Origin of the sequence: Staphylococcus sp. CWZ226 (assembly GCF_018986355.1) — a bacterium.
In the GTDB taxonomy this organism is placed as follows: Bacteria; Bacillota; Bacilli; order Staphylococcales; family Staphylococcaceae; genus Staphylococcus; species Staphylococcus simulans.
The window spans coordinates 74,230-88,656 of sequence record NZ_JAHMSB010000003.1 but is presented as its reverse complement, the minus strand read 5'-3'; the positions used below and the strand labels follow the sequence as shown (position 1 = coordinate 88,656).

At 36.9% G+C, this 14,427-nt stretch carries 10 protein-coding genes; 6 read left to right on the top strand and 4 right to left on the bottom strand.

The genetic code is table 11. The features are described 5' to 3' along the window. Positions 1-64 precede the first annotated feature (64 nt). Positions 65-1,660, top strand: coding sequence for a xylulokinase (locus KRR19_RS03650; protein ID WP_002479933.1), 1,596 nt, complete (start codon positions 65-67; stop codon positions 1,658-1,660). Positions 1,661-1,802: 142 nt separating this feature from the next. Here KRR19_RS03650 and KRR19_RS03645 read toward each other — a convergent pair whose 3' ends face one another. The 4 genes from KRR19_RS03645 to KRR19_RS03630 all read right to left on the bottom strand — a co-directional run bounded on the left by KRR19_RS03645 (position 1,803) and on the right by KRR19_RS03630 (position 7,414). Next, complete coding sequence (locus tag KRR19_RS03645) at positions 1,803-4,253, bottom strand: YSIRK-type signal peptide-containing protein (RefSeq protein ID WP_216733445.1); 2,451 nt, start codon at positions 4,251-4,253, stop codon at positions 1,803-1,805. 359 nt (positions 4,254-4,612) lie between these two features. Continuing rightward, positions 4,613-4,900, bottom strand: a complete 288-nt coding sequence (locus KRR19_RS12345; RefSeq protein WP_107552781.1) for an LPXTG cell wall anchor domain-containing protein — start codon at positions 4,898-4,900, stop codon at positions 4,613-4,615. A gap of 97 nt (positions 4,901-4,997) precedes the next feature. Continuing rightward, positions 4,998-6,185 (bottom strand): YSIRK-type signal peptide-containing protein, encoded by a 1,188-nt coding sequence (locus KRR19_RS03635; RefSeq protein WP_216733444.1) that lies wholly within the window; start codon positions 6,183-6,185, stop codon positions 4,998-5,000. A 344-nt stretch (positions 6,186-6,529) separates the two neighbouring features. Next, positions 6,530-7,414 (bottom strand): helix-turn-helix transcriptional regulator, encoded by an 885-nt coding sequence (locus KRR19_RS03630; protein WP_002479930.1) that lies wholly within the window; start codon positions 7,412-7,414, stop codon positions 6,530-6,532. Positions 7,415-7,680: 266 nt separating this feature from the next. Here KRR19_RS03630 and KRR19_RS03625 point away from each other — a divergent pair, with 266 nt between their 5' ends. From KRR19_RS03625 to arcD, 5 genes are all read left to right on the top strand, one after another. Then, positions 7,681-9,060 carry an AMP-binding protein gene (locus KRR19_RS03625; protein WP_002479929.1) on the top strand — a complete coding sequence of 460 codons (1,380 nt, stop codon included), beginning with the start codon at positions 7,681-7,683 and terminating at the stop codon, positions 9,058-9,060. Continuing rightward, the gene (locus KRR19_RS03620; protein WP_002479928.1) at positions 9,057-10,208 is read left to right on the top strand and encodes a thiolase family protein; all 1,152 of its coding nucleotides are present in this window, start codon (positions 9,057-9,059) and stop codon (positions 10,206-10,208) included. The genes KRR19_RS03625 and KRR19_RS03620 overlap by 4 nt, the downstream gene beginning before the upstream one ends. Continuing rightward, positions 10,209-10,895, top strand: coding sequence for a hypothetical protein (locus tag KRR19_RS03615; protein WP_002479927.1), 687 nt, complete (start codon positions 10,209-10,211; stop codon positions 10,893-10,895). A 504-nt stretch (positions 10,896-11,399) separates the two neighbouring features. Continuing rightward, positions 11,400-12,635: an arginine deiminase gene (arcA, locus tag KRR19_RS03610; RefSeq protein WP_002479926.1), complete on the top strand. Its 1,236-nt coding sequence runs from the start codon at positions 11,400-11,402 to the stop codon at positions 12,633-12,635. A 267-nt stretch (positions 12,636-12,902) separates the two neighbouring features. Next, positions 12,903-14,327 carry an arginine-ornithine antiporter gene (gene arcD / locus KRR19_RS03605; RefSeq protein WP_002479925.1) on the top strand — a complete coding sequence of 475 codons (1,425 nt, stop codon included), beginning with the start codon at positions 12,903-12,905 and terminating at the stop codon, positions 14,325-14,327. Positions 14,328-14,427: the final 100 nt, after the last annotated feature.

The window sequence follows — 14,427 nt, the reverse complement described above, 5'->3', positions numbered from 1 at the left end:
AGTTGTATATACAACTGTTACATAAATAGAGAAAGTGAATGAATATTAGGAGAAGGTGGAAACTGTGGAAAGGATTAAGGAACAGATTGAAGCTGGAGATATCAGTGTAGGTATAGAACTTGGGTCTACACGAATCAAAACAGTCGCGGTTAATGCACAATGTGAAACAATCGCAACAGGGTCATTTGAATGGGAGAACACATTTAAAGATGGATTTTGGACGTATTCACTTAATGATGTCTGGAACGGACTTCAAATCAGTTATCAATCGATGACAGATGAAGTAAAAGACAAGTATGGTGTAGCTATTAAACAGTTAAAGTCTTTAGGTATCAGTGGTATGATGCACGGCTATTTAGCGTTTGATGATAAAGACGATTTATTAGTACCATTTCGTACTTGGCGTAATAATAACGCACATGATGCAGCACGTAAGCTGACAGAACATTTTGGGGTGAATATTCCTGAAAGGTGGAGTATTGCGCAGTTATATGATGCGGCGATTCATGATGCACCGCATACGCAACATGTCCGATATATGACGACATTATCTGGTTATGTACATTGGTATTTAACAGGTGAACGCGTTTTAGGCGTTGGAGATGCTTCAGGTATGTTTCCAATAGACCCGAAGACGCATCGCTTCAGGGAAGATTTATTAAATCAATTTAATGACCTTTATCACAAAGAAGGTTATACGCAAGATGTGTATGATGTTTTACCGAAAGTGTTGGTAGCTGGAGAAGATGCAGGCTACTTAACAGAAACAGGTGCGAAGTTGATTGATCCAAATCAAGAGTTACAAGCTGGATGCCCGATGTGTGCACCTGAAGGGGATGCGGCAACAGGTATGGTCGCAACGAAAAGTGTCGCACCAAGAACAGGAAATATATCTGCAGGGACAAGTATCTTCTCTATGATTGTCTTAGATCATCCACTAGAGAAACTGTATCCAGAAGTTGATTTAGTGACGACACCTGCAGGTGATGAAGTCGCGATGATTCATGCGAATAACTGCACGTCTGATATCAATGCTTGGATGGATTTATTCGCAGAAGTGCTGGATACGATGGGAGCTGCATATACGAAGGAAGACTTATTTACACGGATGTTCGAAAAGGCGCTTGAAGGGGATAAAGAACTTGGTCATTTATTATCTTATGGCTATGTTTCGGGTGAATTTATTACAGATGTGCCAAAAGGTTATCCAATGTTCATTCGCAGTGTAGAAAGCCAGTTTAATTTGGCGAATGTGATGAAAACACATATTTTCAGTGCTTTTAGTACGTTGAAAATCGGTATCGATTTATTGAAACGTAATGAAGCGTTGGAAATCGACAGTATGATTGGTCACGGCGGTATTTTTAAAACAGAACGCGTAGCACAAAGCTTCTTAGCTGCAGCACTTGAAAGTCCAGTCAGTGTGATGCAGACAGCCAGTGAAGGCGGCGCATGGGGTATTGCGGTGCTTGCCCGTTATCATGTGGACCACCAAGGTCAAAAACTATCAGATTACTTAGATTATCATGCATTTGGTGATGTCGAAGCATTAGTGCTTGAACCAAAAGCAGAGGATGTAGAGAGTTTCAAACAGTATATTGAGCGGTTTGAAGCGGGATTACCTTTAGAACGTCAAGCAGATACACACTTTAATTCATAAAGATAAACAAAGGAGAATATTGTGCAGACATTAGAGAGAAATAAGTCAAAATCAAAGAAATCCGGTAAGGATAACGGCCATTGACCATTTCCCTACCGGGTTTCAGTATAGGTGTTAATTTTTAGAAAGAATAACGATTAAATTATTCGTTTTCTTTACGACGACGTGCATTTAATAAGAATAATGTACCAGCACTTGCGAATAATGAACCAGATAATAATCCGAATAATACTTGATCTTGTTCACCAGTTGCAGGTAATTGTTTTTTAGCGTCTTTAGCTTTTTGTTGAGCAGCTGCTTTGTTAGTAGTAGCTGTAGTTTGACCAGCTTTTTGAGCAGCTTTTTGACCAGTTACAACTTTACCATTGTTTTGAGCAGTTGTAGTTTGACCAGCTTTGTTAGCTTGACCTGGAGTAGTTGTAGCTTTTTGAGCAGGTTTAACTTCTTTATTAACTGGTGCTTGTTTAGCATTTTCAGCTTGAGCTTTTTGAACTATTGCTGCAACTTCATCAGTAGCTGCTTTAGCAATTCTGCTGTTGTATTCATCTTTAGCTTCTTTAGAAAGGTTTTCTAATTTGTTAACTAAAGCTTGAGCATCAGCAAGTAGTTGAGCGTGAGCTTTTTGAGCTGTTTCAATTTTTTGTTTAGCAACAGCTTGTGCTTGAGCGATTTCTGCTTCGTGAGCATTTTTAGCTGCTGTAATTTCTTTTTTAGCAGTAGCAGCATGAGTATCTTCAGCTTGAGCTTCATTAACGATTGCTTCTACTTCATTAGTAGCTGCTTTAGCAATTCTGCTGTTGTATTCATCTTTAGCTTCTTTAGAAAGGTTTTCTAATTTGTTAACTAAAGCTTGAGATTCTTTAATTTGTTCAGCATGTGCTTTTTGAGCAGCGGCAATTTCTTTTTTAGCAATAGCAGGTTGTTTAGCAGCATCTAGAGCTTTAACTTCTTTAACTAATGCTGGAATCTCATCAGTAGCTGCTCGTGAAATTTTTTCGTTGTATTCAGCTTTAGTATTTTTAGAAACGTTTTTCAATCTATTAACTTCAGCTTGAGCATTAGCAATTCTTTGAGCATGAGCTTTTTGAGCTGTTTCAATTTTTTGTTTAGCTCTTTCGTTATTACCTGGTGCTTGGTTAGCATTTAATTCTTTAGCTTGAGCTACAACAGTATCAATAGCTTTAGCATCTGTACGTGCTACTTCGTTAAGTTTGCGATGTGCAGCAGCTTTTTGTTCTGGTTTTAAGTTTTTCAAAGCTTCAACAGTATTGTGAGCTGCTTTAACTTTTTTAGCTACGTCTGCTGGAAGGTTAGTGTTGGCAGCTGCTTCACGAACGTGTTTAGCTTGAGCACTTTCAGCATCTTTTTGTTTAGCAGCAGCAACGATGTCATTAATTTTTTGACCGTTGTTGTTTCCGCTATCTACTAAGATTTGATGGTTGAAATCATCTTTTTGAGCATCTGTTAAGTTTGGTAAATTGTTAACTGTGTTATAAGCAACAGAAGTTAAAGTGTTTAATTCTCTAACTGCTTTGTCTTTTTGTTCAACAGTGCTAGCACCTGCTTCACGAGCATGTTTAGCGTTACCATTTTGTTCGTCTAAAGCTTTTGCATTAGCAACGATATTGTTAATGTTATGACCGTTGTTGTTACCACTGTCTTGTAAGATTTGTTTGTTGAATGCATCTTTTTGTTGATCAGTTAAGTTGTGTAAGCCGTTAACTGTGTTATAAGCAACTTGAGTTAAAGTATTTAATTCTCTTGCAGCTTTTTGTTCAGCTTTAGCTTTTTGTTCTTTATCATAAGCGAATTGAGCGTCTAATTGTTTAGCATCAGCAACGATAGCATCGATACGTTCGCCGTTGTTAGTACCGCTGTCTACTTCAACTTGATGTAAGAAGCTTAATTGTTGTTTGTCAGTGATGTTTTTCAAAGAGTTGATTACTTGATAAGCATCAGCAGTTTTTTGGTTTAAAGCTTTAACAGCTTTATCTTTAGCAGCAGTGTCAGCTTTAGCTTGTTCTTTACCTGCATTTTTAGCAGTTGCAATTTTAGCATCTTCAGCTTTAGCGTTTTGAACTAATCCTGCAATTTCATCAGTAGCTGCTTTAGTAATTTTTGCGCTGTATCTAGCTTTTGTAAAATTAGAAAGGTTTTCTAATTTATAAATTTCAGCTTTAGCGTTAGCGATTTTTTGAGCATGATCTTTTTTAGCTGTTTCAATAGCAACTTTTTTAGCAAGTTCTACTTGTTGGTTAACAGCTTTAGCGTCTTGTTCAGCAGCAACTTTTTTAGCAGTTGCAACTTGAGCATCTTCAGCTTTAGCGCTGTTTACAATGCCTTCAACATCAGTAAGTTTGTTATTACCAGCTGCAGCAGTGATTTTTGCGATATAAGCATCTTTTGTTTTATCAGAAATATTTGGTAAGTTATTTACCACGTTATAAGCGTTTTGTGTAATAGTTGTAGCATCTTGCGCATTGGCTTGAGCATCAACCGCTTGCGCTCCGCTTAAAAATACTACTGTTCCTAATGACACAGATGCGATACCGACTGTTAATTTACGTAAAGAAAATAGTTGTTTTTTCTTCATGATGTATTTCTCCTCCTAATGTGACTATGCATAGTAGTGATGACAATATGATAGATTATTTATAGATATGCATATATTTTACACTATGTATATAGACATGATGCTTCACTTAAAAAATAAGTGTGAAAATTTTCTGTAAATTTAGACGTGTCTTTTACATTTAGTATGACATAATATGTCTTTTATAGAGTTTTGAAAATTATTTAATGGTTTAATGTGTATAAATTAAAGTTTTAGAAGAACTATCTTAACTTACTTTTTAAGTTTCTCCTTAGAATCAGAAAAAACAACCCGATAGATATTTCTACCAGGTTGTTTGAGATAGGGGAGTTTTTATAATGTTAGATAGAAGAAAAATATTACTTACTTTCTTTACGACGTGCGTTTAATAAGAATAAAGTACCTGCGCTTGCAAATAAAGAGCCAGATAATAAACCAAATAGTACTTCGTCTGATTCACCAGTTGCTGGTAATTCTTTTGCATCAGCTTTAGGTTTCGCATTTTCTTTCGCAACTTTAGCGTCTTCTGCTTTAGCTTCTGTTAAGATTGCTTCGAATTGTGCACCTTTATCCTCTTTAGCTGATTTATCGATTTGTGCGATATAAGCGTCTTTTTGTTTTTGAGTTAGATTTTCTAATTTGTTCACTGCATCATGAGCTGCTTTAGTTCTCTCTTTTACTGAAGTTTTTTCATCCGCAGCTTTTTTAATATCTTTCTCTACAGCTTTCTCATCTGTTTTGTTTTCAGGTGTTTTTTTCTTCTTTTACTTTACCTTCAGTTTTAGCATCTTCTTTAGGTTGTTCTTTTTGATCAGCTTTCTCTTCAGACTTGTTGTCTTCAGGTTTTGCTTCTTCTTCAGTAGCTTTATCTTCTGATTTTGAATCTTCTTGTTTTTCTTTATCGTCAGCTTTGTCTTCTTCAACTGGTGCTTGTTTAGCATCTAAAGCTTTTGCTTCAGCTAAAATAGCTTCAAATTTTTCTGTGCTGTTTTGACCACTTTCAACTAAGATTTGGTGGTTGAAGTCATCTTTTTGTGCATCTGTTAAATTAGGTAAGTTGTTAATTGTGTTATATGCATCTTGAGTTGCTTTGTTTAATGCTTCTAGTGCTTCAGGTGTTTCTTTAGCAGCTTGAGCATCAGCAGCTTTAGCTTCTGATAAAATTGCATCGAAGTCAGTGCTATTTGTACCTGCAACTTCTAAGATACGCTGATTGTATGCATCTTTTTGAGCATCTGTTAAGTTAGGTAAGTTATTGATTGTGTTATAAGCCTCTTGAGAAGCTTGGTTGATATCTTGAGCTGTTTGATCATTTACTTTTTGAGCTTCTGCTAAGATAGCGTCGAAGTTTGTGTTGTTAGCACCAGCTGATTCAAGAATTTGTTGGTTATATGCATCTTTTTGCGCATCAGTTAAGCTAGGTAAGTTGTTGATCGTGTTGTAAGCATCTAAAGAAGCTTGATTGATATCTTGTGCTGCTTGATCATTGGCAGCTTGTGCTTCGTCTAAAATTTTGTCGAAGTCAGTGTTGTTAGCACCAGCTGATTCAAGAATTTGTTGGTTATACGCATCTTTTTGTGCATCAGTTAAGCTAGGTAAGTTGTTGATAATATTGTAAGCATCTTGAGAAGCATAGTTAATATCCTCAGCTGCTTGTGTATTATCTTTTTGAGCTTCAGCTAAAATCGCATCAAAGTTTGAGTTGTTTTGTCCGCTTTGTTCTAAAATTTGTTGATTGTACGCATCTTTCTCAGCATCTGTTAAACTCGGTAAGTTATTAATCGTGTTGTAAGCTTCTTGAGTTTTTTGATTTAAATCTTGTGTTTCAGCGCTTACTGTTTGTCCTCCGCCTAAAAATACTAATGTACCAAGTGATACTGAAGCAATCCCCACAGATAGCTTACGTAAAGAAAATAGTTGTTTCTTTTTCATTTTCTAATCCTCCTAATAATAAATATGCATATACTTTGATAGACTTACTAAGATGAAAAAAATATATATTGCTTATACATTTATTTTACATAATAGGTGTAGACATAAATTTTCATTTATCAGAAAAATGAATGCGCTTTTCATAAATAAAGCACACGACTTATCCACATTGTATGACACATTATGTCATCTGATGACTATATGTTTAAACAGAAAGTTAAAATGATTAAGAAAGAGTGAAAGCGTGATAGAATAAACAGAAAGTGGCTATTAATATAGGAAGAAACTCATTATAAGTTTCGACAAAAAAGCTGCATGTCCAAATTGAACATACAGCTTTCATGTTAATATTCATTTGCGCTTAGTCGAGTAAATAAGTATGTTTCTTGAAGTTTCAACAATTCTTTCATCACAATTTGATATGTACTTTCAGGTCCGACAAGCCGTGCTTGATTTCGTGCAGTGAAACAGAAGTTAATCGCATCTTCAACACACATTTTAATACGAATGACATAATACTTTTTATTAACTAATTTAATGATTTTGTGTTGGTAACGATGTCGAATCAATTCATAGAGTTCTGGCACGAGTTCAAATGTGACCCATTCTATAGAGTTATAGACGGATTGTGCATGGAAGTGATTTGGACTGAAAGTGACAACTTTTTGTTTTAAGTCAGTAGAAAGGATTTGATCATGCATCTTATAAATTAGGTTGAATGTAAAGTTATAATATTGAATGCCGATAGGGGTAATCTCTTGGTGGTTATCAGTATATAGCTTTTGAGATTTATTGATTGCACGTGAAGCAGTCACAATATGATTGAGTTCATCGAAACGTTTGCCTACTTTCAACTTAGACAAATGTGCACGTAATTCGCTTTCATGTTGCGTATGGAAAGTCGCAATCAGTAATTCTAAATAATTATAAAGATGTTGATCAATATCAGGTGAAACGGTTTCTAACAACGTCAGCAAAAAGTAAAGTGAGACTTCATGGTTTGAACTGGAACTGTCCATTTCATAAGATTCTAACTTATGATTGTAGGTAATCTCTTTACGATAACCATGCCATTCGTCTGTATCGTAAAGAAAATTCCGAATATTATCGATATCTCTTTGTATTGTCCTTGAAGAGACACCCCATTCGTTAGACAGCTCATACTTATTTACAACCTTTTGTTGAAGCAAACGCGTATAAATACTTAAAATTCTGTGAGCTTGTTCCATAAACATGCCCCCTTGTTCTCAAGATGAAAATTCATAGATAGTGAGGAAAGATTCGAGTTTATGTGAGGTTACGAAGGTCGTCCGTCCAAATCTAAACACTGTAAAATCCTCGTTCATAATTAGTATACAATAATTTTGCATACAAAAGAATAATGAATTGGATTGTGTGGTGGATAGATTATAAAGCTAACTCATTCTTTCTCAATAGCACTATGATAAAATTAAACTGCTTTGAAATAAATTTTATTAAAGGAAAGGTGGTCTGTATGTCTGATATCGTCATTCAAACCGAAGCAAGCCGATTAACAAAAGCACAATTAAATGATGTGTTGAACATAGATCGTGGCTACATTGCACAATGGGCAAACCAAACAAAAAGTATTGGTATATTAATTCAAGATCCGGCACAATTCTTGCGTGTCTATCTCGCTATACAATCTAGCGGTTATTTACCGGTAGTGTTAGATGCGAAGTGGACGTCTGAACAACTACATCAAATTTTAAATCATTATCAGATTACACATGTGATTGCTGATAAGAAGATTGAAGGTGTTAATTCACTACGTCTTGAACAATTAAATGAAGCAGAAACACCTTCCTCACAAAAGGTGACATCACCGACTGATGATTTATTGCACATCGGTTTTACTTCTGGTACGACAGGCATGCCAAAAGCATATTATCGTAATAGGTACTCTTGGTTAGTCAGTTATGATGCGAATGACGATATCTTAAACGCACCGCCTTCATGCGTAATTGCGCCAGGTCCAATTGCGCATTCACTGACCCTTTATGCCATGATGTATGCGTACCATTCTCATTGTCCGTGTTATATGCAGATGGATTATCATCCTGCGCAATTATTTCATCAGCTTATTGAGCATCCAAAGGCTGTCGTCTTTATTGTACCTTCGGTTTTAGAACAAATTTTACAATTAAACACCAAAAAGTTAAGAGATATCTCTGTGACATTTCTAACGTCAGGTGCGAAATTAGAACCGCATACGATTAAACGCTTTAAAGAAAGTATGCCGAAATCACAAGTCATTGAATTCTTCGGTACAAGTGAAGCGAGTTTTATTTCATATCATCACGTGACAGATTATGCGCCAAAGAATGTCGGGAAACTTTTCAAAGGCGTTAAAGTTATTCTAACTGATGACACTGGACAGAAATTGTCTGACCCTACTCAGATCGGCCAACTTCATGTTCAAAGTGATATGGTCTTTTCAGGCTATGTAGACGGAGAAAGCATCTCTAATCAAGACACTATTGCGACAGGTGATTACGCAAAAATGACAGAAGATCAAGAACTGATATTAGAAGGACGCGTCAATAATAAAGTAATTGTGGGCGGTATGAATGTCTATCCTGAAGAAGTGGAACGTGTAATTTTAGAAACGACACCGATCCAGCACGTTATGGTGACAGGTGAAAGGCATTATGAGTTAGGAGAAGTGTTGATTGCGTATTACCAAACAAAACAACCTATAACGATTCGAGAGATAAAACGTGATTTACGTCAATATTTAGAACGTTATAAAGTACCGATGCGCTTTATTGAAGTACCAGAAATGTTATGGACGAATAGCGGAAAAATCGCACGTAAAGAGATGGATGAACGCTATGGGAGGAAAGAAAAATGAGAGAAGCAGTCATTATTGAAGCGAAACGAACACCAATAGGCAAGTATGGCGGTATCTTTAAACATTTAGAACCTGAAGCTTTACTCAAGCCACTTATCGATGAATTGATACAGCTGCATCCGTCTATCGCTTCAAATATACAAGATGTCATCATTGGTAATACAGTAGGTAACGGTGGTAATCTCGCACGTAAATCATTACTTCATGCCGGACTCTCTTCTGATATTCCAGGTATGACGATAGATCGCCAATGCGGCTCAGGCTTAGAAGCAATCAACCTGGCATGTCGTATGATTCAAGCCGGTGCAGGAGATATTTATCTTGCAGGAGGAGTGGAATCAACAAGTCGAGCACCATGGAAAATTCAAAAACCGCAATCACTGTATGAGAAACACCCACCAGAAATATATGAACGTGCGCCTTTTACCCCAGAATCTATGGGAGATCCAAGCATGTTAGAAGCAGCTGAAAATGTAGCGCAAGTTTATCAAGTTGCTCGTGAACGTCAAGATGCTTTTGCGGCACGTAGTCATCAAAAATACTTTGAACATTTATCACAAATCCAACGTGAAATCGTACCTTTAACAATCCGTGGTGAACAAGTAACACAAGATGAAGCACCCAAACAAAAGATGTCTGCACAACGTTTAGCACGATTGAAACCGCTGTTCGATGCAGGCTCAGTCACTGTCGGCAATGCTTGTCCTAAAAGTGACGGTGCTGCGTTAGCGTTAGTTATGTCACGTGAAAAAGCAGAAGCACTCGGGTTAAAAGGTCAATTGAAATTTATAGATGCACAGGTCTCAGGAGTCAATCCCAAATTATTAGGTATTGGACCTGTCCCTGCGACTGAACAACTATTAATGAGACATCAATTATCTATTTCAGATATAGATTGGGTCGCATTTAATGAAGCTTTCAGCTCTCAAGTACTCGCTTCTATGGACTTGCTTGGTATAGAAGAAAGACAAGTAAATCCATTTGGTGGTGCGCTCGCTGAAGGACATCCATATGGCGCAAGCGGCGCAAATTTAGTCGCACGACTGATTTCTATTCTTACGTATTTCCCTGGAAATCATGCATTAGCTACAATGGGCATTGGTGGCGGATTAGGTATTTCGACTTTATTTGAGAAGGTAGAGCACTAAATGAAACAGACATTTACTTGGAAATTATCGTCAAAATACGCTTCTATTCCTTTAGATGCGTTTTATTTAACAGATATCTGGCATCGTTTTGAACCCTTTCAAGCATCAGCTGAACATTCTTTTATCTTAAGACAGAAACGCATCCATCGTTATCATTCTTTAATAGAAGGAAAAGCTTATACAGCTGAACTTAAATTAATAGATCAACGAGTGCTTAAACACTTTGATCAATCACGTTATTTACTGACAGTTACCGCAACGGATAGCGCTGATATATGGATAGAGGTTGAAACAATGTTTGTTACTATGAAAGAGACATTTCATCAACAATCCTCATCATCTAAAACACTTAACGTTAAAGAAGCATTTTCATTACCAGCCCAAGCTTTACCGTTAGAAATAAAGTGGGATGATGTTGAAACGTATTTAAAAACAGTCTCTGATTATAACCCTATTCATTGGCAAGAGGATGTGATGCCTGGAGATTTTGTGGTAATGAAAGTATTAGAGGTAGGGGCATCGCATGATCATGAATTAAAAGCTTATCGCAAGTTAGACATTAAATATAAACAGATGATCATAAAAGATGAATGGTTATACATTCAAGTGGATTCAAAAGACAGTTATACGCATATGATTGTATATAATACAGCGCATCAACCATGTATAGAGATTAAAGTAAGATAGATAATGGATGATTTATAAGAAATAGGTATGAAGAAAGAACATATTAATAAATGTTGAAAACCACACCGTGGTTTTCTTTTTTTATGCAGTTTGGTACAATTTTAAAGTTTTGTAAAGAAGCGGTTATTTAATCAAATACGGGTAGAGCCACATAAGGAGGGATTTATATTGGACCTTTATGCTGGTTCTTTTTTTATGTCTCAAAATACTAAGACTGAGATGCATTGTTAAAAGGGCCACACTGACACGGTTTATGAAACATAATGTATATATTCTCTAAAAAATGAATAAAATTTTTTCTTTGGGATTTAAAGCACATTAAATTCGCTTATTATTCATAGTTTATACATGTAAACCCCATATAAATGTATTAAATATACAGAAACATGTAATGAATAAAAAGATAAGTGTGAAAAGTACAACAGTTGTAATGTGATTTAATTCACATGAGTATCATTTGAAAGGGCTTACAATATAGATAAATAAAACAAGGAGGTTTCACAAATGAATGAACATCCAATTAAAGTAAACAGTGAGATCGGTAAATTAAAAACGGTATTACTTAAACGACCTGGTAAAGAATTAGAAAATTTAGTACCTGAGTATTTAGGAGAATTATTATTTGATGATATCCCGTATTTAAAAGTAGCACAAGAAGAGCATGACAAATTTGCACAAGTGCTACGTGACGAAGGCGTAGAAGTGCTTTATTTAGAAAAATTAGCTGCAGAAGCCATTGAAGATCCAAAAGTACGTGAACAATTTATTGAAGATGTATTAGCGGAATCTGAAGATACATTATTAGGCCATGAAGAAGAAGTAAAAGAGTTATTCGAAACATTAAATAACGAAGACTTAATCGAAAAAGTAATGGCAGGTGTTCGTAAAGAAGAAGTAAGACAAGACCATGCACACTTAGTAGAGTATGTGGACGATTCTTATCCATTCTACATGAACCCAATGCCAAACCTTTACTTCACACGTGACCCACAAGCGTCAGTAGGTAATGGTATGACAGTTAACCGTATGTTCTGGCCAGCACGTCGCAGAGAGTCTATCTTCATCACTTATATTTTAAAACATCACCCAAGATTCAAAGATGCTGATATTCCAGTATGGTTAGACAGAAACTCACCTTACAACATTGAAGGTGGAGACGAATTAGTTCTTTCTGAAGAAGTAATCGCAATCGGTATCTCTGAAAGAACATCAGCACAAGCGATTGAAAAATTAGCACGTCAAATCTTTGCGAACCCAGATTCAAAAATCAGAAAAGTTGTTGCGATTGAAATCGCGAATACACGTGCATTCATGCACTTAGACACAGTATTCACAATGATTGACTATGATAAATTCACAATCCACTCAGCTATCGAGAAAAAAGGTGAAGACATGAATATCTTCACACTTGAACCAACTGAAGATGGCAAAGATATCACAATCACACGTACACACAATTTAAAAGAAACATTAAAAGACGCGTTGAATTTAGACCACATCGACTTCATTCCGACAGGTGACGGTGACCGCATCGTAGGACCTCGTGAACAATGGAACGACGGATCTAACACATTAACAATCCGTCCAGGTGTCGTTGTTACTTACGACCGTAACTATGTATCTAACCAATTATTACGCGACAAAGGCATTAAAGTTATCGAAGTAACAGGTAGTGAATTAGTTCGCGGACGCGGGGGCCCACGTTGCATGAGCCAACCGTTATACCGTGAAGATATCTAATTCTAAAGTATACAGTGCTTTAAGTGATAAGGATTGCATCAATAGAGGCAGTTTAGCGTCATCACTTAAAGCCTGGCTTTAGATTGAATACTGCTTTGACTTAATTTGATACCTATTCACGGCGACATGTTTGTACATGGCCTATGATTTTGGAAATAGCAAGAGGCGCAGGCCCTTTAAAACAATTAAAGCAGTATAGCGTCAAAAAATAAATAAATTGACAACACATGCTTTGAGAGAGTCTCAAGCATTAAAGGAGTTTTGAAGATGAGCGGAGAACAAAGTAAACTCAGTAAAACGGCTTTAATCGGTCTGGTCGTTGGTTCAATGATCGGCGGCGGCGCCTTTAATATTATCTCTGACATGGGCAGCAATGCCGGCGGATTAGCAATTATCATCGGATGGATCATTACAGCTGTAGGTATGATATCACTCGCATTTGTATTCCAGAACTTAACAAATAAACGTCCTGATTTAGACGGCGGTATTTACAGTTATGCACGTGCCGGTTTCGGTGACTTCGTCGGTTTCTCCAGTGCATGGGGATACTGGTTCGCAGCATTCTTAGGGAACGTTGCATATGCCACGTTGCTGATGTCAGCAGTCGGCAACTTCTTCCCGATATTTAAAGGCGGCAACACACTTCCAAGTATTATCGTAGCCTCCATTTTACTTTGGGGTGTACACTTCCTGATTCTGCGAGGCGTAGAAACAGCAACCCTAATCAACAGTATTGTCACAGTTGCCAAGTTAATTCCTATCTTCCTAGCGATTGTATGTATGATCGTCGCATTTAACTTTGACACGTTTATGGCCGGTTTTGCAGGAATGAAAGGCAACATCGCATTACCAATCAACTTCTCAAACATTATGGAACAAGTGAGAGGTACAATGTTGATTACAGTATGGGTATTCACTGGTATTGAAGGTGCGGTTGTATTCTCAGGCCGTGCTAAAACGAAGAAAGATGTGGGTACAGCTACAGTACTCGGTCTATTGATTGTATTAGTGATTTACTTCTTATTAACTGTACTTGCACAAGGTGTTATCGAACAAAATCAAATCTCTGAATTAAGCAGTCCATCAATGGCAGCTTTACTTGCTCACATCGTCGGCCCATGGGGTTCAGTTGTGACAAACATTGGTTTAATCATCTCAGTACTTGGAGCTTGGTTAGGTTGGACATTGCTTGCTGGTGAGTTACCATTCATCGTCGCAAAAGATAAAATGTTCCCGAAATGGTTTGCGAAACAAAACAAAAATGGTGCACCAGTCAATTCACTCCTAATCACAAACATCTTAGTACAACTGTTCTTAATCAGTATGTTATTTACAGATAGTGCGTATCAATTCGCATTCTCACTCGCATCCAGTGCGATATTGATTCCATATGCATTCAGTGCATTCTATCAGTTCAAATATACATTGCAGTATGATCGTAAAAGCAACCTACAAATGGCAATCGGTATTATCGCTTCTATCTATGCGGTATGGCTCATTTACGCAGCAGGCGTGGACTACTTGCTACTGACAATGTTGCTATATGTACCTGGTCTGTTCGTTTACTGGATTGTACAACGCAACAAAGGTATCAAATTCATCACAAGAGACTACATTTTAATGGGATTCATTGTCATCTTTGCCATTCTTGGTTTAATAAGATTGTTCAGTGGCGCAGTAAGTGTCTTCTAATTACTGACGCATGAAATCCTGACAACAGATAAAGAAATGGCAGCCTGCAGGACCTCGCTACATCCTGTAAGCTGCCTTTCTATCTGTATACATAAGAATG